Annotated in this window: 20 protein-coding genes and 3 pseudogenes; 8 read left to right on the forward strand and 15 right to left on the reverse strand. The window is 62.6% G+C overall.

The window, feature by feature from the left end; translation table 11 throughout:
• Positions 1-92: 92 nt before the first annotated feature.
• Positions 93-233, reverse strand: coding sequence for a hypothetical protein (locus tag J2744_RS04745; protein WP_209545220.1), 141 nt, complete (start codon positions 231-233; stop codon positions 93-95).
• Positions 234-258: 25 nt separating this feature from the next.
• The gene (locus J2744_RS04750; protein WP_209545701.1) at positions 259-747 is read right to left on the reverse strand and encodes a type II toxin-antitoxin system death-on-curing family toxin; all 489 of its coding nucleotides are present in this window, start codon (positions 745-747) and stop codon (positions 259-261) included.
• Positions 748-1,029: 282 nt separating this feature from the next.
• Here J2744_RS04750 and J2744_RS04755 point away from each other — a divergent pair, with 282 nt between their 5' ends.
• Positions 1,030-1,851, forward strand: coding sequence for an SWIM zinc finger family protein (locus J2744_RS04755; RefSeq protein ID WP_209545222.1), 822 nt, complete (start codon positions 1,030-1,032; stop codon positions 1,849-1,851).
• 67 nt (positions 1,852-1,918) lie between these two features.
• Here the strand turns inward: J2744_RS04755 and J2744_RS04760 are convergent, their stop codons facing one another.
• From J2744_RS04760 to J2744_RS04780, 5 genes are all read right to left on the reverse strand, one after another.
• Positions 1,919-2,707 carry a PHP domain-containing protein gene (locus J2744_RS04760; RefSeq protein ID WP_209545224.1) on the reverse strand — a complete coding sequence of 263 codons (789 nt, stop codon included), beginning with the start codon at positions 2,705-2,707 and terminating at the stop codon, positions 1,919-1,921.
• A complete protein-coding gene (locus tag J2744_RS04765) occupies positions 2,707-3,453 on the reverse strand; it encodes a 2-phosphosulfolactate phosphatase (protein WP_209545226.1) in 747 nt (248 codons plus the stop codon). The genes J2744_RS04760 and J2744_RS04765 overlap by 1 nt, the downstream gene beginning before the upstream one ends.
• A gap of 115 nt (positions 3,454-3,568) precedes the next feature.
• Positions 3,569-4,378, reverse strand: coding sequence for an energy-coupling factor transporter transmembrane component T family protein (locus J2744_RS04770; protein ID WP_209545228.1), 810 nt, complete (start codon positions 4,376-4,378; stop codon positions 3,569-3,571).
• Positions 4,378-6,123 carry an ABC transporter ATP-binding protein gene (locus tag J2744_RS04775; RefSeq protein ID WP_209545230.1) on the reverse strand — a complete coding sequence of 582 codons (1,746 nt, stop codon included), beginning with the start codon at positions 6,121-6,123 and terminating at the stop codon, positions 4,378-4,380. The genes J2744_RS04770 and J2744_RS04775 overlap by 1 nt, the downstream gene beginning before the upstream one ends.
• Positions 6,124-6,127: 4 nt before the next feature.
• Positions 6,128-6,982: a hypothetical protein gene (locus J2744_RS04780; protein ID WP_245203194.1), complete on the reverse strand. Its 855-nt coding sequence runs from the start codon at positions 6,980-6,982 to the stop codon at positions 6,128-6,130.
• Positions 6,983-7,191: 209 nt separating this feature from the next.
• On the opposite strand from J2744_RS04780, the pseudogene J2744_RS15620 reads away from it, so the two are divergent.
• The 4 genes and pseudogenes from J2744_RS15620 to J2744_RS04790 form a co-directional block, all read left to right on the forward strand.
• Positions 7,192-7,290, forward strand: a pseudogene (locus J2744_RS15620) (IS6 family transposase); the annotation flags it as partial.
• 106 nt (positions 7,291-7,396) lie between these two features.
• A pseudogene (locus J2744_RS15475) lies at positions 7,397-7,678 on the forward strand (hypothetical protein); the annotation flags it as partial.
• Between the two features lie 208 nt (positions 7,679-7,886).
• Positions 7,887-8,497, forward strand: a pseudogene (locus tag J2744_RS04785) (peptide-methionine (S)-S-oxide reductase).
• A 105-nt stretch (positions 8,498-8,602) separates the two neighbouring features.
• Positions 8,603-9,049, forward strand: a complete 447-nt coding sequence (locus J2744_RS04790; RefSeq protein WP_321169791.1) for an FKBP-type peptidyl-prolyl cis-trans isomerase — start codon at positions 8,603-8,605, stop codon at positions 9,047-9,049.
• Here J2744_RS04790 and J2744_RS04795 read toward each other — a convergent pair.
• Positions 9,046-9,936, reverse strand: a complete 891-nt coding sequence (locus J2744_RS04795) for a DMT family transporter (RefSeq protein ID WP_209545234.1) — start codon at positions 9,934-9,936, stop codon at positions 9,046-9,048. The genes J2744_RS04790 and J2744_RS04795 overlap by 4 nt on opposite strands.
• Between J2744_RS04795 and J2744_RS04800 the strand changes: the two genes are divergently transcribed.
• Positions 9,872-10,132 carry a hypothetical protein gene (locus J2744_RS04800; protein WP_209545720.1) on the forward strand — a complete coding sequence of 87 codons (261 nt, stop codon included), beginning with the start codon at positions 9,872-9,874 and terminating at the stop codon, positions 10,130-10,132. The genes J2744_RS04795 and J2744_RS04800 overlap by 65 nt on opposite strands.
• Before the next feature lie 149 nt (positions 10,133-10,281).
• Here the strand turns inward: J2744_RS04800 and J2744_RS04805 are convergent, their stop codons facing one another.
• Positions 10,282-11,226, reverse strand: a complete 945-nt coding sequence (locus J2744_RS04805; RefSeq protein ID WP_209545236.1) for a DMT family transporter — start codon at positions 11,224-11,226, stop codon at positions 10,282-10,284.
• 209 nt (positions 11,227-11,435) lie between these two features.
• Between J2744_RS04805 and J2744_RS04810 the strand changes: the two genes are divergently transcribed.
• Positions 11,436-12,230, forward strand: coding sequence for a helix-turn-helix transcriptional regulator (locus J2744_RS04810; protein ID WP_209545238.1), 795 nt, complete (start codon positions 11,436-11,438; stop codon positions 12,228-12,230).
• A 24-nt stretch (positions 12,231-12,254) separates the two neighbouring features.
• On the opposite strand, the gene J2744_RS15300 is transcribed toward J2744_RS04810, so the two are convergent.
• The 4 genes from J2744_RS15300 to J2744_RS04830 all read right to left on the reverse strand — a co-directional run bounded on the left by J2744_RS15300 (position 12,255) and on the right by J2744_RS04830 (position 14,234).
• Positions 12,255-12,674 carry a hypothetical protein gene (locus J2744_RS15300; protein ID WP_245203196.1) on the reverse strand — a complete coding sequence of 140 codons (420 nt, stop codon included), beginning with the start codon at positions 12,672-12,674 and terminating at the stop codon, positions 12,255-12,257.
• The gene (locus tag J2744_RS04820; protein WP_245203197.1) at positions 12,671-12,868 is read right to left on the reverse strand and encodes a hypothetical protein; all 198 of its coding nucleotides are present in this window, start codon (positions 12,866-12,868) and stop codon (positions 12,671-12,673) included. The genes J2744_RS15300 and J2744_RS04820 overlap by 4 nt, the downstream gene beginning before the upstream one ends.
• 86 nt (positions 12,869-12,954) lie before the next feature.
• Positions 12,955-13,296, reverse strand: a complete 342-nt coding sequence (locus J2744_RS04825) for a hypothetical protein (RefSeq protein ID WP_209545240.1) — start codon at positions 13,294-13,296, stop codon at positions 12,955-12,957.
• 86 nt (positions 13,297-13,382) lie between these two features.
• Complete coding sequence (locus J2744_RS04830; protein WP_209545242.1) at positions 13,383-14,234, reverse strand: SDR family oxidoreductase; 852 nt, start codon at positions 14,232-14,234, stop codon at positions 13,383-13,385.
• Between the two features lie 154 nt (positions 14,235-14,388).
• On the opposite strand from J2744_RS04830, the gene J2744_RS04835 reads away from it, so the two are divergent.
• Positions 14,389-15,393 carry a Gfo/Idh/MocA family protein gene (locus J2744_RS04835; protein WP_209545244.1) on the forward strand — a complete coding sequence of 335 codons (1,005 nt, stop codon included), beginning with the start codon at positions 14,389-14,391 and terminating at the stop codon, positions 15,391-15,393.
• 60 nt (positions 15,394-15,453) lie between these two features.
• Here the strand turns inward: J2744_RS04835 and pheT are convergent, their stop codons facing one another.
• Both pheT and pheS read right to left on the reverse strand, forming a co-directional pair.
• Positions 15,454-17,235 carry a phenylalanine--tRNA ligase subunit beta gene (gene pheT / locus J2744_RS04840; protein WP_209545246.1) on the reverse strand — a complete coding sequence of 594 codons (1,782 nt, stop codon included), beginning with the start codon at positions 17,233-17,235 and terminating at the stop codon, positions 15,454-15,456.
• The gene (gene pheS / locus J2744_RS04845; RefSeq protein ID WP_209545248.1) at positions 17,235-18,764 is read right to left on the reverse strand and encodes a phenylalanine--tRNA ligase subunit alpha; all 1,530 of its coding nucleotides are present in this window, start codon (positions 18,762-18,764) and stop codon (positions 17,235-17,237) included. Before pheS ends, pheT begins: the two co-directional genes overlap by 1 nt.
• Positions 18,765-18,871 lie beyond the last annotated feature (107 nt).

Genomic DNA, 18,871 nt, shown 5'->3' on the forward strand with positions numbered 1-18,871 from the left:
CTCTGAATCCGTCTCCGCGTATCGTCTGACTCACCGATATGTTCGAGGTGATCTCGTTTTTCGGTCCTGTGACGGGTACGGTACACTTCCGGTTATTCGTCTTCGAGAGCGTCGTAGATGTCCCGGTTCAAATCTCGGTCGTCGGCTGCGACCCGTCGAACCAGTTCCTGGCGGATATCCTCCATCACGTTGTCAAGCGGAGATACTGTTTCCGTCTCTTCCTCGGTGGCCATATCTGAACGGACGCTTCGAAGGCCGTTAATCGTTCGGGTCCGATGAATCGCCGGTCAGCCGGTCTAGCCCGTACCGGACGAGTTCGTCTCGCCACGCTTCGATCTCACCGGCCAGATCGAGTGCTTCGGTGTGGGATCGGAGATAGTCGGTGGTTTCCTCCTCATCGACGGCCGCTTCGTCGGTGCCGAACGCTTTCAGTATCGTCCTCACTTCGCTGTCGTACTCGAACCGATACCCGTTGAGGAAGTAGAAGACGACCGTCACGTTGAGTGCAGTTCGTTTGTTCGCATCGACGAAGGGGTGGTTAGCGACGAGGAGACGGAGGAGGTGATACGCTTTCTCGTGGATGGTGTTCGGTGTGGAACCGAAACTGCCCTCTTTGATGTAGTTCAACGCGAACTCGATGTCACCACGGTTCCGAACACCGGCGGGAGTGTCGGGGTACTCCGCGACGACGTCGTCGTGGATGGTGACGACGTCTTCGACGGACGGGTACCACAACGAGTCGGCCATTTGCTCCAATCTCGATACTACACCAGTGTAGATGTTGCTATGATGAGACGGGAGAGTGATGTCAGAAATCGCTTTTTTCAGGACGCCGATTTCGACCGTCTCACGCCTGAAAGGTCGATCCGTTCGACAGTCGAACCAGCGCCCGTCGCGCCCGTATCGTTCTAATCGCATGACAGCGACGGGGTAGTGACTTCCTTCAGAAAGAGGGCGTTACGATTTGGAACGAAAGCGAAATTCATGTCTCGACTTTTTTTGGACCGCGGCAGAATACTGCTCACACCCATGGACGTGACGGAGGGAACAGTTCGAAAGATCTGTACTGACGCGGTTTTCGAACGCGGCGAGCGGTACCTTGCTGAGGACCGCATCCTCGATATTCATCGCGTTGATACTACCGTGGCCGCCGTCGTGAGCGGCAGTCGTCAGTACGACGTGCGTGTCGACCTCGAAGCCGATGGGTTCGACCCGTGGTGTGACTGTCCGTACGACGGACCGGAGGCGTGTAAGCACGTCGTCGCCGTGTTGCTTCGATGTGCCGACGACTGTCCCCCAGACGAGGGCGATCGGCTTGACGCCGCACTTGAGGCTGCCGACGCCGACGACCTCCAGAATTTCCTCCGAGAGACGTTGGCGACCGACGCTGCCGTCCGCGACCGCTTTTTCGCCCGGTTCGGCGAGTCGACGACGCGGTCGGTCGACGATCTGCGCGCGGCGATCGACCGGAAGTTCGAGGAGACGAACCCTGACTACTTCGTCGTCTTTGAGCCGATCGACTTCTCGGGGTTGTTCGACCTCGCGAGCGAGTATCGCGATCAGGGACGGTACGCGTCGGCGGCGACAGTGTATCGTGCCCTCGTCGAATCGCTCGACGACAACATGGAGCGCGTCGATGGGGCGTACGACCACTTCTCGCAGGCGTTCACGCGAGCGCTCGACGAGTACGTCGACTGCGTGGCGGCCGGAGATATCGACACTGACGAGGCCGCCGATGCGGTCGCGTTCCTTGAGGACCGGGCGACATCCGGGTCGCAGTTGCTCAGCGAGCACTTCGAGCGCGCAGCGACGGAGTTAGAGGAGTCGCTCACTGAACGGCGAGATCAGTAACTGGTCGCTTCGAGGGTCACCGCGTTTCATCCGCATAGCGAGCCGCGGGTGTGCCGGACTGGGTAGCTCACGGAGAACTTTGAGGGTGTCTGTCACGAAGTTCGCTAACAACGGGGGACAGGTCGCGTGTTTCGGTCAGCGTTCGGAGGATGGGCACTCGCTGTGAGAGTTCCGAAGGCGTGTGACTGTCCGATCCGAGAACGAATTGGATGCCGTATTCGGTGAACAAATCGAGCATCGCTGGGTCAGGATGTACGCGACCAAGTGAGCGATGAACACGGCCAGCATTCACTTCGGGAATCGTCTCAGACTCGGTGAGCGCTCGCGCGACCCGGTCGTAGTCCGCTCGGGTAGTGTGTCGTCGTAACGCTGGAATTCGTTCCGGAAGATCGAGATGTCCAACCACGTCGAAGAGCTCAGATTCGATGAGCGCAACGACCGCATCATAGTATCGTTCGACGGCGGCTCGACGCTGAGTTGTCTCTGTAGTCGCGTACTGCGTCGCGCTCGTGTAGTTGTACTTGCCGGCGAAGTGGACGCTCCCGATCGTGTACGCGAAGTCGGCCGTCTCCAGAAACGCCGCAATCCGTGATTCGGTCCCCTCCACATAGCTTACCTCGGCAGCATCGTACAGCCGGAGGTCGGTCGAGTCTCTGGCGGCAGTAATATCCTCTCGGCGCTGTTGATACGTTTCGACCAGATCGTATTTCGCTCGGCGGCCAAAATTGTCGTTGGTCACAATACAGTGATCCGTCAATCCGAGCGCAGTCAAGCCAGCCTGCTCGGCCGCCGTAATCATCTCATCAAGATCTGCCCCGTCCGAGTACGCTGTGTGCGTGTGGACATCGGTCTGCATCAGTTCGGTGCCTCGTCGCTGACATCATAGAGTCGCTGCCCATCCAATTTTGGCACGACATTCCGACTGTCAAACGCGAGCGTGTATTCATACAGATCCGTGCGCTTGATCTGTGGTTTCTCCTCGTACTTTGGTCCCTTCCCGAACTGGACGACTTCCCGGTAGATGTCGCGCTGTTCGGGCGTAAGCGGCTCGTCGTGTAATTGTCGAGCGATATACAGCGCGCCAACGAGGTCCTCCGGTGACGGTTTGCCTTTCGACCCGGCAGCGACGAAGTACGTCTCACGATCACTGTCTGCGAGGTGGTTGGCCACTGCCTTCCCGTTTGTTAGGCCGCCGACGTAGATGTCGATGTCGTCACCGCCGGCTAAGCGAAGGTCCGTGACTGCATTCCCACCGTTTGTCGATGTCATCGCTGTCGGCCGCCCATCAACATCGACGTCTTGAACGAAACTCGGCGAATTGAAGAAGTCGTAGCCCTCCTCACCCTGATAGTTTGGACCGGAACTTCCACCAATTTTGGCGTCCGGATGGTCAGCCTTGAACGCCGGTTCGTTCCCCCGCTCCTCAGTGATGTAGATGTACGCTGTACCGTTCGCAAACAGTTCCGGGACCGTTGTTGAGAACTGCGCGACATCGACGACGACATAGTTCCCGGGATCGGGGTCGTCCGGAATCTTCGATCGCCCCAGAATCACCGTCTCCAGCAGCTTCGATTCGAACGGGTCGCCGGTAACCAAACTCATGTCTTTCAACTCTGACCATCGTCGTAAAAAGACCGCTAAGAGTGCTATACACCCGATATACTCGGTATATATCGCTCAATAGATCCGCAACTACAGGACCGTCTACTGAAACGCGTCAGAGGAAGCGTGCGAGCCCGGCCACGACGAGGAGGGAGCCGACGAAGAACCCGACATCGATGGGTCGGAGCTGCATCTCTGCCAATCGAAGCTTTGTGCTCGCCTCGTCATTCAGCGAGTGTGAGAACCCGCGAGCCTCCATCGCCTCGACAGTGACGCGACTTCGCTTGGCGACGTTGAATATCATGGGATAGAACGCTCGCATTGAGAGTTTCAGCAGATACGCATAGTGCCGCCAGCGGAACCATCCCGGTGAGTTAGGGGCTGTACTCCGTAGTCGAAAGGAGTTCACTAAGTCGTGGTATTCTTCGAACAGCACCGGAAGCATCCGGTAGCCGTAGGTGATGAGGAACGTGAACTGCCGTGGAATCCCGAGACTTCGAAGCCCTTGGGAGAGGGTCTTCGGACCCATACTTGAGAAGACTGCCAAACTCGACACAGAGATGATCGTCAACTTCAGCGTGAACGGAACTAGCGCTCGAACTGCCGCGACTGGGTCACCCGTGAAGACGGTCACCACGGCGTACGACGCCAACGTCGATGCGACAGTAAACGCCATCAACCCGACGAGAAACAGACTGACGCGTGAAAGTACTGCGAGCACCGACACAAATGCTAAGAGTCCGAGGAGAACTGCTGTGTCGTAGAACAGCCACGGCACGAACAGGAAGACGACGTACCAGAGCAACAGGACTCTGGGGTCCAAGCGGTGGAGAAACGACCCCTCGTTTTCGTAGGCCGTCCGGAGCAGGTCAGCCTTAATCGTCTCAACGGACGTCGCATCACGGAGCTTGTCGAGTGCCGGCATCACTGCTCTCCCACGATCGGCTTTGTCGTTTCCGTTGCCGACGAACCTGTGGTACCGAATCGGTTTACGAACGCCTCAACCGTAAGTGGCGCAGGGTCGAGACCGAGTTCCGTCCCCAAACGAACGACCTGCGGTGGGCGAAGATTTGCTTGTTCGAGCACACCGAGGTCCGCAAACACGTCGCCTGGCGGGCCGTCAGCGATGACCTCACCGCCGTCAAGCACTACCATACGCGTCGCCCATGACGCTGCGAGTTCAAGGTCGTGGGTTGCAATCACGACCGTCTCGACCCGCTCGCCGGCCCTGTTGATGGTACGACCGACCTCTTCACGGCTTGCGAGGTCGAGACTCCCCGTTGGTTCGTCGAGCAAAACGATCGACGGGTTCGTCGCAAGTCCAATTGCCAGCGACGCCCGTCGCTGTTGGCCAACACTGAGCAGTCGGCCATCCCGCGTCTGTAGGTCTTCCAAGTCGAGAAATTCGATCACGTCGTCGACGCGTTGCTCAACATTCGGGTAGCTTCTGTCAGCGAGATAGTGAGCGACATCAGCGCGGACACTATCGTCGATGAACATCTCCTCCGGATTCTGCTTGACATAGACCACTTCCTCGGCCAGTTGTTCCGGGAGTACACCTGTAGTGTCTGTTCCATCCACAGTCACAGTGCCTTCGTCGGGCGTCTCCAAGCCGGTAACCAGTTGTATGAGCGTGGATTTCCCAGCACCGTTGCTGCCGACGAGCACCACCCGTTCGTCCGGGTACAGGTCTACTGAAAGGTTATCGAGGACATCTTTCGTCCCGCTTCTAAGTGTGTCGTACGAATGCGACACGTTATCGAAGGAGATGACAGGCTCTCCCGTCGGGTTTGTTTCCGGTGCGCCATCAGTTCGCACCCCACCGTCGACGGAGCGATCGATGAATTGAGCGAGACCGTCCGCGAGTGTCACCGGTAGCGGGCCATCATCACCGAGGACACGCTCAGCGATTCGCGTGACCTGTGGCGGATGAACGTCCTGAGCTCTGAGGTCTTCTAACTGGTTGAGCGCTGTCTCCACAGGTAACTTCCAGCTGACAACGCCGTCTTCCACGAGGACCACGCTATCACAGTACTCCGCGATGAACTCCGTCTGATGCTCGATCGTGACGACTGTCTTCCCGTGGTCTTCGTTGAGGGTGGCGAGACGGTCGTAGGTTTCACGAGCATTGACCGGGTCAAGTTGGGCTGCTGGTTCGTCGACGACGAGGATGTCTGGATCAAGTGATAATGCTGCTGCCAGCGCAATCAAGTGCTTTTGCCCACCGGAGAGCTCCCAGACGAAACGGTCTTCGAGCCCGTCTAGGTCGAGCAGATCTAGTGTACGATGGACGCGTTCGCGGTAGTCCTCGTGTCCGTAGTTCATCGGAGCGAATGCGACTTCCTCGAACACCGTGGGGCTGACGAGCTGGTTGTCGAATTCCTGAAACACGTAGCCAACGTGCTGGGAGAGTTCCGAGACAGAGCTCTCAGAGACATCATGCCCCGCGACAGTAACCTGTCCTTGCATGTCACCCTCGTAAAAATGGGGGATAATCCCATTGAACGCCTTACACAGCGTTGTCTTACCCGAGCCGTTTCCCCCGATAACGGCGACGAACTCGCCTGGCTCAATCGCCAGATCTGCGCCGTCCAACACGGCTTCATCAGTCCCAGGATACCGGAACTGTAACTTCTCAACATCGATACGAGAGTTGTGTGTGGCTGTCATCGTCTCAGGCCGGTTTGGTCGCGCGGTACCAGATGGCGACCGCAACGATGGCGGAAACGACGATCGGGACCGCAATGTAGCTCTGTCCGTACATTGCTAGGAACTCCGGCTCCCAAACCACGTTGATCGCCCCACCGACTTCGCTGGCAGCCTCAGCGATGAAGGCGATGGGGAACGCGATGAGCACCGCCGCCAGCGCCTTGAACGAGAAGCCACTCAGCATCGACGCTCCACGTTCGCCTTTGAACGGTTCCATGCCGAGCAGCGGTTCAACTTTGCCGTGGAGTTTGGGATAGAGGTACAGCGCCGGAATCACTCCGAAAATGATGCCGGTGATAAGCATCTGGGTGATGAAGTCGACGCCTTCGAGAACGATGATACTCTCGGGGAGACCGGGCACGGCTTCTAATTCCTCGACGCCGACGTACACCTTCCCGATGTCGATGAACGTGGCGAAGAGTTCTTCCAGCGCCTCAGCCAGGAACACGACAATTGCCAACTGTGTGGTGTTTTCCGGATCCTGGAGCAGTTTCGCCGCGAAGTAATAACAGACCGGAATTAGAAGCAGTCCTTCCATCGCTCCCAGTCCGTCGAACTCTCCGAGCAGTATTTCACCGAACACGATTTCGCCGACTGGGACAGCCAGTGCGGCCCAGTACGTTCTGAAGAGCAGCACCAAGACTATCGGGATGAAGATAAACCCGCCCACGCCCAGTTCCACCGGGCCGACGGTGAACTCGGGCATAATCTCCGTGAAGGCGTTCTGTAACCCAGTAAGAGACATGACGAGAATGAACACCATCATGTCCTGTTTGTCGAACGAGAACAAGTTCTCCGTATCTGCCGACAGTGTGCTCATACTACACCGGAACGCATACTGGACACCTATTTGAATGATTATAATATTTCTACTTATTGATATGAAACATCCACGGCAGCATATATGACTATATATCAATTATCTGTCTCTATTGACCTCCTCTTCTTTAGATCTATTTTTGACTGAAATTGTGGGTCGCTGATTGATCACAGAGGGGATCGAGTTTTCTTTACAAAAAACGCGACTGGGAGTGGACGATTGAAGTAGGGATTCGCCGTCACTTGGCTGGTATGTCGCTTCGTGAAGTAAGTAAACCTCTCGAAAGCTTTGGGGTCGATCGGAGCCACGGACCCTTGTGGGGTCGAAGCCGAAAGCGCGGCCGCATCCAAGTCGGCGCGACCATGTGTTTCAGACGGACCCTTGTGGGGTCGAAGCCTCTACGGCGCCGATGTCGACAGCGCTCGGATCGACATCCAGTGGAGCGACCAGGAGATGTATTCGTTTCACTACGTCGATGCCAACGATGTCAACTAGCGATTCGATCGCCACCCCAATACACACTCACCCGAGAGTCATTTCCACCCTCCACCTGACGCCGCGACGACGGCCACCGAACCATCCTGTATCGATGTGACCGAGGTGTCACTCGTGACGCGTGCCGTCCATGCGATGTGGCGAGCAGCGTACGAGAATGAGGATTTAGATCGATTGAACAGCGCATCACATCCACCGTGACCTCGAGTCGATTTACAAGTATGCTAGTTCGTTGCGAAGCAGATCCAAAGTCGACGGGGCCAGATTGAACGACCGTGTGTCTTATCTACACGCCACCTGGCTACGAGATACACCAACATTCAACATATCCGTCTGGGAGCCTGACTAAGCGTAGATGCGGTCCGATCCACGACCCGCTCTGCGACGACTCGACAGGCAACTACTCCCCATGGACCTCACAGAACCCCAAATCAGAGAGTACGACCGTCGTGCGATAGAGAGAAACGAGACCGAGACGGCGACGTTCGGACTCGGGTGCTTCTGGGGTCCAGATGCGCGGTTCGGCGCCATCGACGGCGTGGTCCGCACTCGCGTGGGTACGCTGGCGGCACGACACGCGACCCAACGTATCACTCCTTAGGAGATCACACCGAAGTGTTCCAAGTCGAGTTCGATCCCGACACTATCACGTACCGGGATCTGCTGAACCTGGTCTTTGAGTCGCACACCCCACACCATCAGACCAGAAACACGCAGTGCCAAAATGTCGTCCTCACGGCGACAGGAGCCCAGCAAGCGACCCTCGAAGAGTTCCTTCTCTCACAGGGCTTTACAGCCGATGGCATCGGCACACGTATCGAACAGCTCTCGCGGTTCTCCCCGGCGGAAGACTACCATCACAAGTACAAGCTCCGGGCCGTCTCCTCGCTCATGGACGCGTTCGACGCGGCGGACTACGACGACGAAGCACTGCGTGGGTCGCTGATCACCGCCACGCTGAACGGCTACGCCGCCGGACACGATGTCGCGCTGGTCGAAGAGCCCTCGGCGTCTGGGTAAGCCCGCTGGTTCTCGATTTGCGTGGGGTACCTGCTGTCCACAGATGCCACAGCCTTTCCGTGTGGCACGTCTCGTGTTCGTATGTCGATAGCTACTGGCGATTCTGTGACGCTTGAGTACACTGGCAAACTAGACGATGGGACCGTGTTCGACACCTCCAAGGAGTCAGTCGCCGAGGAAGCCGGCCTCGCCGAAGCGCAGCCCGACCGCGAGTATACACCGCTGACGGTCGAAATCGGTGGCGGACAAGTGATCGAGGGGATGGAGGAAGGGCTACTCGGATTGGAAGCTGGCGAGACAGAGACGCTGACCATCCCGCCGGAGAAGGCCTACGGGCAGCCCAGCGAGGAGAATATTGAGGAGTTTGAGACTGATGAGCTCCGAGAGATGCTCGGTGGACAGCTCCCCGAGGAGGGAGCCTATCTCGAGGCCCAAGACGGCAGCCAAGGCGAAATCATCCACGTCGACGAGGACGTCATCCGCGCGGATTTCAACCCGCCGCTCGCCGGGGAGACGCTGACGTTCGACGTCGAAATCATCGAGACCAACTAAGTCCCACGTAGCGCCCGCCACTTCGCGGCGACGAACCCCGCGAGGATGAACACGAATCCGACGACAGTTGCGGGCGTCACTTCCTGCCCGAGCACGAGCCAGCCCGCCAGCGCCGCGAACACGGGAATCACGTACTCGATGAAGCTCACCTCGATGGGACCGAGATCCTCGAGGAGCGTGAAGTACAGCAGGAAGCCGCCGACGCCGGCGACCGCGGAGAGGTACGCGAGTGCGCCGAGCGCGGACGGCGTCCACGTGGCGGTCGCGAACGACTGGCCAGGGAGGACGAGCACGGCGGCGTGAAGGACGACCGCGCCGACGGCCATCATCCACGCCTGCGTGGAGAGGAACGGCATCGACGGCGAGCGGCTGTGGGTGACGACCGCGGCGACGGCGAACGCGAGCGCGGCGGCGAGCACGAGCGCGACACCGAAGACGCTGTCCGCGAGGTTTGCCGGGTCGGGGTTGGCGATGATGACAACGCCGACGAACCCAAGGGAGACGCCGAGCGCGGTGGCGGCGGTGAACTCCTCGTCGGTGGCGACGAGCCGCGTGAGCGCGGGGGTCACCACCGGGACGAGACCCAACAGCACCGCGGCGACGCCGCCCGTGACGTACTGCTGGCCGGCGAAGAGAAACGCGTGATGGGCGCCGATGATGAGCGCGCCACCGACGAGCACGTAGACGTAGTCATCCCGAGTCCGGGGGCGGATGTCCACGCCGGCGACGAGCACGGCGGCGAACAGCAGTCCGGCAGCGACGTCAAAGCGCACGGCGGCGAACGGGACCGCGGGGAGGTCCACGAGACCGACGTCCGTCGCCATGAACGCCGTCCCCCAAACTGCACACAACAACACAAAGCGGCCGGCCGTCCGGGAGCGACTCATCCACGCGGAGGTCGCCGCCAACGACGAAAGGTGCTTCGAACCGCTTTCGCGATTCGTCTTCGAGAGCGTCGTAGATGTCTCGGTTCGCATCGCGGTCGTCCGCCGCGACCCGCCGAACCAGTTCCCGCCGGGTGTCCTCCATCACGTTGTCAAGCGGGGAGGTCGTTTCTGCGCCTTCTTCGGTAGCCATGCCTGAACGGACGCTTCGCAGGCCGTTAATCGTTCGAGTCCGTCGAATCGCCGGTCAACTGGTCGACCCCGTACCGGACGACCCCGGCGGGAGTGTCGGGGTACTCGCGCCGACGTCGTCTTCGTGTAGCTGTTGCCATCGATGAGAGAAACCGGTCAAGCGGATCTATCCTCGACGAACCGTTTCGGGGCCACCGAGCGGATGATCGTCGACACCCGAACAGAGAGACCACTGACAAGCAGGAAGCCAACGAAAATCACACCGAATCCTGCGAGCGACAGCACGGAGAGGGTCTCTCCGAGCACTGCCCATCCGCCCACTGCGGATACGATCGGAACGAAGTAGAACAACAGGTTCGCTCGGGTCGCATCGGTCTCGTCGAGTAACGCAAAGTACGCGAGGTACGCGATGGCGCCCGAAAACACACCAACGTACAGTAATGCGGCGACCGCGACAGGCGGCACCGAGAGCGAGGCCACAGACTCACCAGCGCCGACACTGAGGACGTGCGAGAGGATAGCAGCCAGCGGAACCCCCCAGACGGTGCGGGCGGTACTCGACAACGTCGCATCGGCACGGCGAATCGCCACCGCACCGAACGCACTCGTCACCGCGGCCGCAAAGAGGAGCGGGACACCCAACCCACCACCGAGTATCGCCGACGGCGACGGATTCGCCACAAGGATGACACCGAGCAGTCCAACCCCCATCCCGACGACAGCGCGGCGGGAGAGTCGACTATTCGTAAGCAGGAGGCCGGCAAACACCGGTGTCAAGATCGGATTCAGGCTGAAGATGACGGCTGCCACTCCGCTCGTCACGTACTGTTGGCCGACGAATAGCAGCGCGTTCGTCAGTCCGATCACCAGCCCGCCGGTCGCGAGTATTCCGGCGATGTCGCCGACGGTCCGCGGACGGAGTTCCGCACGCGAGAGGTGCGTCATCGCGAACACGACGAGGACGACGGCCCCGATATCGAATCGAACGGCGACGAAGAACAGCGGTGGCAGGTGTGCGAGGCCGGTCTTCGCCGCAACGAACGTCCCGCCGAACAACAGCGCAGAGACGACAAACAGCAAAGCAGACCGTCGAGTGAACACGTTACCGTAACACCTCAGTCTTGCTGTCACGCGAGCGGACAATTGGAGGCAGCATATCAGTCACAATTCAACGAAAGTCTCCCAGACATATAACGAAACTCAGAAAATATTCGGTGTTGAGAAACGTCCGCCCATAGTGACAGCATTTCATGACGTGAAACCCACGCGGGGAGCGAAGCCGGTTTATCCGCGAGGTGATAGAAGCTTGTATGGAGGCGCCGCTCGAAGAGATCGAGTTTCTCGCGCGCTCGAGTAACCGCGTTGAGGTACTCCGGCTGCTGGCGACCCGGCCCCATACTCGAGGAGAACTCGCGGCGACGACCGGGGCGTCACAGGCGACGCTCGGTCGCATCCTCGAAGACTTCGCTGAGCGGTCGTGGGTCACGCGAGAGGGAGGGAAACACGTCGCAACCGCTACGGGAGAGCTGGTGGCAGACGGGATCGACGACCTCGTCGCCGTACTGGAGACTGAGGGCAAACTCCGTGATGTGGTCGCGTATCTTCCCACAGCAGAATTCGGATTCGACCTCCGTCATCTCGCCGACGCGACGGTCACAGTACCGAGTCGGACTCGACCAAGCGCCCCCCTTCAGCGCGTTCTTGAGGGAATGGACGGTGCGAGGACCGTGCGTGCGGTCTCGCATACACTAAACGAGCAGAGCCTCGCGACAGCCCATAGTGGCGTCACCGCGGGCCACCAAACATTCGAGGCCGTGCTCTCGTCAAGCACGCTCGAGGCCCTCGCAGCCGAGGATCAGCTTTGGGCGCAGGTGCGAGCGCTCGCCGACCACGACGACGCAGCGATTCGAGTCGCCGACGGGAACGTACCGCTTTCAGTCACGATCGCCGACAACACGGTGTACCTCCTCGTTCGCGACGAGGGTGGGATCCTCCGCGCGGCGATCCACACCGACGACTCGGCGGTTCGCGACTGGGCCGCAGAGACGTTTTCGGACTACTGGGAGCACGCGACGCCATTTGATCCGACGCTCTTCGAGGAGTGATCTATCGGCGATCCGGTCTACAGATCAGGTTTGACTCTGGTATAACAATACCACGATCGCAATCCCGATGAACAAGTCCGGAAGGAAGCCAAACACGCCGATATCCGGACGAGGACTGAACCCAAACACCACCTGTACGACAGGGTTCGACGTAAATGCATAGAGCAAAAGCGTGAGGCTAAGCAGAAGGAGACTCCGCGTGTACTTGTTCGGCAGATCACGATAGAGGGTGATGTAAATAGCCGTGAGAGTGAGGAGGAGGAGGAAATTGAGTGTCGTGATAAATACCTTAATCTGGAAGAGTATCGCTATTTCAGGCGGGAGCATACCCCACGGTGGCGAATACAATCGCTCGGGCAACACGAATACGAGGCCGAATGCCAGGATAATCGCTATGCCCGTTACGAGCGCTGTTATCGACCGCGGTTTGAGGTCACGCTTCATTGGTATCGAAGTCCGTTTGCTCCACAACCTCTTCGAGAGGGATCGAGAATCTCTTCAGCACGATCGGAGTCGAGCATCACGTCGCGGACGTTCTGCCCGTCTCGCAACACGGGCGACCGCACCATCGTGTGGAGCTCGCCGACGACGGCGTCGATGCTCTCGAGCCATTTCACGAAGACGCGAATCCTGTCCATCTGGGTCTTCTCCGTGGCTCGCGCGGGATCTCTCTTCTCGCAACGCTACCAGAGACGATACTCGTGAAGGGTCCGTCCGCTCGCGGTCACTCGTCGGACGCGGAGACCACGTCGTCGTCGCCCCTCGGCGCCTCGATATCGACGGTGTGGCGCGTGTGTCGCGCGTGGGTCCGCGCCCAGCGCCGCGCGGGGCGCTCCGAGAGGAACCGCTCGCCGTCCGGGCAGCGTCGACACCGAACGACCCACGGCGTCACGTCGTCCGGGTAGTGGCCCGTGTGACGCTCGTGGTCGAGCGCGAACTGCTCTCTCGCGTGTCCCCCCGCCTGGAGTTCGTCGAGTTCGCGGTCGAGATCCCACTCGCGGTCGCAGCGCGCACACGAGACGGTCGGTGCCTCGGTTCCGTCGTCGAGAGAGGAGTCGTTCGTCACGGCTTCGTTTCGGTCCGCGGCCACTTGAACGCGGCCACGCCGCCGCGAACGGAACGCGCCGCTGCCGGGCCGCTCGATCGACTCGATCAGGCCTCGCGCTCGAACTCCGGGTCGAACAGCCGCGCCGACATCGGCGCCGGATCGCCCTCGGTGAGGTTGTACGCCGAGAAGTCGGCGACGCCCGCCTCGCGGAGCAGCTCCTCGTCGTAGAAGCTGTTGCCCGTACACTCGGCCGGGTCGCGCGAGAGGATCTCGAGGACCGCGTCGGAGACGACCTCCGGGGTGCGCCAGTCGTCTTCGGTCCCGAGTCCGAAGTAACGGGTCGCACGCGTGTCGATCGTCGTCACCGGCCAGAACGTGTTACAGCCGACGTCGTCGCCCGCCAGCTCCTCGGCGAGCGAGAGCGTGATGAACGACATGCCGAGCTTCGACCACGCGTACGGCGCCTTCCCGGGCGAGCGGTCGGTCACGACCGGCGGCGAGTTCGACAGCAGCCACGCCCCGTCCTGTTCCGCGAGGTGGTTGGCGAACGCGTGCGCGACGAGGTGGCTGCCGCGGACGTTCACGTCGGTCAGGAGGTCGAACCGGTCGGCGGGCAGGTCGGCGACGTTCGCCAGCTGGATCGCGCTCGCGTTGTTGACCACGATGTCGACCTCGCCGAAACGATCGATCGCCTCCTCGGCGACCGCCTCGACGCGATCCTCGTCGCGGAGGTCGAGTTCGAGCGCGAGCGCCTCCACCCCGCGGTCGCGCACCTCGCGGGCCGTCTGCTCGATCGATCCCTCCAGCTCGGAGTCGTCGTCGTCCGTCGTCTTCCCCGTCGAGACGACGTTACAGCCCTGGTCGGCCAGCGCGAGCGCGATCTGCTTGCCGATACCGCGAGTCGTTCCCGTGATGAACGCCGTCGAACCCGAGAGGTCTGGAGCCGCGAGTGCCATACGCTCGGATCGGCCGACCGAACTATAATTCCCGGTGTCCGAGCCGAAGAACCGGGCGACCGGTTCGGCGGGGGCCGGCGACCCAGCGGCCGGAATCGACCGACGCCACCTGCCGGACACAAACCACTTGACCGGGGGGCGCGTCGCCCAGTTTATGAGTACTCCGGCGACCAACTCGGACCGACTCGAATTCGGCGTCCTCGGCACCGCGGGCATCGCCCGCAAGGCGGTGATCCCCGCGATCGCCGCGAGCGACCACGCGGTCGGCGCGGTGGCGTCCCGGGACGCCGACCGCGCGGAGTCGTTCGCGACCGAGAACTCGATCCCCCGCAGCTACGGCTCCTACGAGGCGCTGCTCGGAGACGACGCGCTCGACGCGGTGTACGTCCCGCTCCCCAACGGCCGCCACGCGGAGTGGACCAAACGCGCCGCGGACGCCGGGTTGGACGTCCTCTGTGAGAAGCCGTTGGCTGCGGACGCCGACGAGGCGCGGGAGGTTGTCGACCACTGCGACGAGCGGGGCGTCACGCTGATGGAGGGGTTCATGTACCGGTATCACCCGCGCACCGAGCGCGCCCTCGCGCTCGCGGCGAGCGAACTCGACGACGTTCGTACGGTGACGGCGACGTTCCGCTTCCCGCTGTACGACCGCCCGAACGACGTGCGCCTCGACCCAGATCTCGCCGGCGGGTCGCTGATGGACGTCGGCTGCTACCCCGTCTCGCTGGCCCGGACGGTGCTCGGGACCCCCGACCGGGCGTACGCCCACGCCGGCGACACCCGGGACGCCGGCGTCGACACCGAGTTCGCGGGCGTGCTGGCCTACGACGACGGCCGGTCGGCGCGGGTCGCCGCCGGGTTCGACACGCAGCTCGTCCAGCGCTACCGGATCGAGGCGACGAACGGCTGGGTCGAGGTCGAGCGGGCGTTCGACGCGCCGACCGACGAGGCGGTGGAGCTGGCGTACGAGATCGACGGCCGACGCGGCGTCGAGACGTTCCCCGCCGTCGACCAGTACCGGCTTCAGGTCGAGCACTTCGCGGACCGCGTCGCCGACGGACACGCTCCCCTAACCGACGGCGAAGCGGCGATCGCGAACATGCGGGTCATCGACGCGCTCGCCGAGAGCGCCGCCGCCGGCGGTCCCGTCGACTGCTGACGCCGCCCCCGCTCGGCCCGCCGACCGCCGCGCTGGACGCCGCCGCTCGCTCGACGTCCGTTACCGCAGGGCGTCGAGGTCGAACTCGAAGGCGGCGACCGGCACTTCGAGGTCGTGTTCGACGAGCACCGCGGGGTGGAGCTCGCCGATCACGCCGACGCGCTCGCCGTCGACGACGACGTCGGCGGCGCGCCCCTCGATGAACGAGGGGTGTTCGGTCCGCGGCGTCGCCAGGTCGGCGTCGAAGTCGTCACAGATCGCCTGGAGCCGCCCTTTCGCGGCCTCGTAGGAGGCGTCGCGGCGGGCGACCGCACCGGCGACGTGCCGCGATTCGGCGACGCCCGTGTCCGCGTCGGCGTCGCGCTCGGCGACGAAGCCGACCTCGGCGACGTCCTGCGGGTAGGCGTTGTGGGTGTTCCGCTCCAACAGCATCACGAGCGACGGGAGCGCCCACGTCCGGAGTTGGGTGTACTCCTCGCTGTACGGCTCCGTGATCGCGATCGGGTCGCCCCCGCCGAAGACGCCGGCGCTCGCGTTCGGCTCGTCCGCGTCGGCGACCGCGGCGCCGCCGGTGCCCGGCTCGATCCGCATCCGGTCGTAGTTCTCAGTCCCACTCGTCATGTGGAAGTTCAGCAGGTCCTCGAAGCCCAGCCCGACGAGGCTCGTCCGGACCGCGTCCTCCAGCCGCGAGCGCTCGTGGCGCCCGCCGACGGTGCCCACGTCGGGGTAGCGCGGCTCCAAGTTGTCGAAGCCGTAGGCGCGCCCCACGTCGTCGACGAGGTCGAGCGGGTGGAGCACGTCGACGCGGTACGGCGGAATCTCGACCTCGTAGCTCACGTCCTCGCCGAGCGTGTAGGAAGCGTCCAGCCCGGCGCGCTCGAAGCAGTCGACGACCTCCTCCGGCTCGAAGTCGACGCCGAGCAGCGTCTCGATCCGGTCGTGCGAGACGGTCTTCTCGTCGACGTCGAGGTTCGGACGGACGAGTTCGGGACCGTACTCGCTCGGATGTGTCGCGCCGTCGGCGTAGTTCACCTCGACCGCCTCGATCGTCGCGCCGCGGGCCGACAGCGCGTAACAGATAATCGTACACATCCGGTCGATCGTCCACTGGTCGGTGCCGGTCAGCTCGACGAACAGCTCGCGGGAGCCGGTCGTCACCTCGGTGCGCTTCCCGTTGATGACGGGCGGGAACGAGAACAGGCCGAGATCGTCGTAGATCGCCGGGTAGCGGTCCAGATCCGCGACAAGGTCGGCGTAGGTCGTCCCCGTGTCGTGTTTCTCCAAGACCTCGGCGGGAGTCAGCTCGTCGTTGGCGTCGAGCGGGACGAACGTGTCCCCGTCGGGGTCGACGCCGCGGTAGGTGATCGACGGCTCCGCGCCCTCCTGGAGCGGCGCGCCCTTCACCATCGCGAGGTCGTGGACTCCGATGGCGCCCTTCGCGCGGCCGCGGCCCATCGTCGCGTGGAGCTTCTCTTGGAGCTGGATCAGCGACTCCAGCGCCCCCTCGTCGAGGTCGAGGCCGCGGACCACGGCGCCGGTGACGTACGGGCGCTCGTCCGGGACCGACTCGTCGACCTCGATGGTCCACTCCGGATCGTTCGTGTTCGGGACGTAGACGCCGCGCGCGTCGCCGTAGTGGTAGCGCAGCGATCGGGCGACCCCCTCGACGGAGAGCCGGTCGAGTCGGTCGGGCGCGAACTCGAACTGGAACTCGCCGTCGTCGGTCTCGCCCTCGAACTCCAGGCCGAGACCGAACAGGTCCGCCTTGAGTTCCTCGTCCTCTTTCTCCTCGTGGCCGGTCAGCTCGCGGAGTTCGTCGGGGTCGACGTCGACGACGGGCATCAGTAGCTCACCTCCGCGTTCCGCAGGAAGTCGATGTCGGCGAGCGTCCCGTGGAGGTCGCGGATGTCCTCCGCGCCCGTCGTCAGCATCGCCAGTCGCTCCAAGGCGAGCCCCCACGCCATCACGTCGCAGTCGACGCCGAGCGGGCCGGTGACCTCCTCGCGGAAGACGCCGGAGTTGCCGATCTCGATCTCCTCGCCCGTCTCCGGGTGCTCGCCGAACAGCTCGAAGGACGGCTCGGTGTAGGGGTTGTAGTGCGGCTTGAACCGGATGTCCGTGATCCCGAACTGGCGGTAGAACTCCTCGAAGGTCCCCATCAGGTCGCGGACCGACAGGTCCTCGGCCATCACCCACCCCTCGATCTGGAAGAACTCGAGCAGGTGCGTCGGGTCGAGCGTGTCGTTGCGGTACACCTTCTCGACCGAGAAGTAGCGCTGCGGCGGCTCAAGCTCCGCGCCCGCGACCCCGGAGAGGTAGCGCATCGACAGCGACGTGGTGTGCCCCCGCAGCGCGACCTCGCGGGCGAACTCCTCGGACCACGGCGAGTGGTAGCCGTCGCCGTCCTCGCCCCAGCCGTCGCGGTGGGCCGATTCGACGCGGGTCATCAGCTCGTCGGGAATCTCCTCCATCGGGTCCACGTCGAGCGCGAACCGGTCCCAGTGGGTCCGCGCCGGGTGGTCCTGCGGCATGAACAGGCAGTCGTTGATCCAGAAGTCGGCGTCGGCGTGGGGACCCTCCATCTCCGAAAAGCCCATGCCGACGAGCACGTCCTTCACGCGGTCGGCGGTCCGACGGAGCACGTGCTTGCGGCCGCCGCGGGCCGTCTCCGCCTCGGCCTCGACGTTGTACTCGGCGAACTCCGCGTCGCGCCACTCGCCGCTGGCGAGCAGCTCGGGCGTGAGCGCGCCCACCGTCTCGGTCGCTTCGACGCCCGTCATCAGCGCGTCGACGCCGTCGTCGGTGAGCGTCACCGTCCGGGTGACCGACTCCGCGACCGCGATCAGTCCGCGCGAGTCGAGCCGGTCGATCACCGCGTCGTCGACGGCGATATCAGCCGCGCTGCGACTCTCACCGTCGGCGTCCGCGAGTGCCGCGAGCGCCGTCGCCTCCGGATCGGCGTCGGGGTCGGCATCGGGGTCGACCGAAAGTTCGCCGTCGTCGACGCTCCCGAATCCCTTCCGCGCGAAGTTCGCCAAGGCGATGTCGACCTCGGGTCCGTCCAGGTCGGCCCCGCCGATGACCGCGCCCATCGAGACCGGCTCGGCGTCGGCGCCGGCGTCGAGACCGGCCCGGTAGAGCCGCGTCTCGGGCAGCCCCGCCTCGACGTAGGCCCGTCCCTCGTCGGTGAGTTCGAGCGTCTCGTCGGTCACCGACCCGACCTCGACGAGGCCCTCCTCCGCCAGGTCGAAGGCCGCGCCCGCGACCGTCTCCGGCTTCAGGTCGGTCTCCGCGGCTATCTCCGCCACCGTTCGTTCGTCCGTCGCGCTCGCGGCCTCGAGGACCGCGAGCTGTCGTTCCGGGAGTCGCATTCGAGTTGTCCTTACACGCGTGCGGCTGGTTGGTAACGGTTCCGGGACCGAGACGCCACGCCAACATCGTTTCTGATATATTGAACGTCTGAGTTATATGCCGATTC

Source organism: Halorubrum trapanicum (assembly GCF_017873555.1).
GTDB classification, from domain to species: domain Archaea; phylum Halobacteriota; class Halobacteria; order Halobacteriales; family Haloferacaceae; genus Halorubrum; species Halorubrum trapanicum.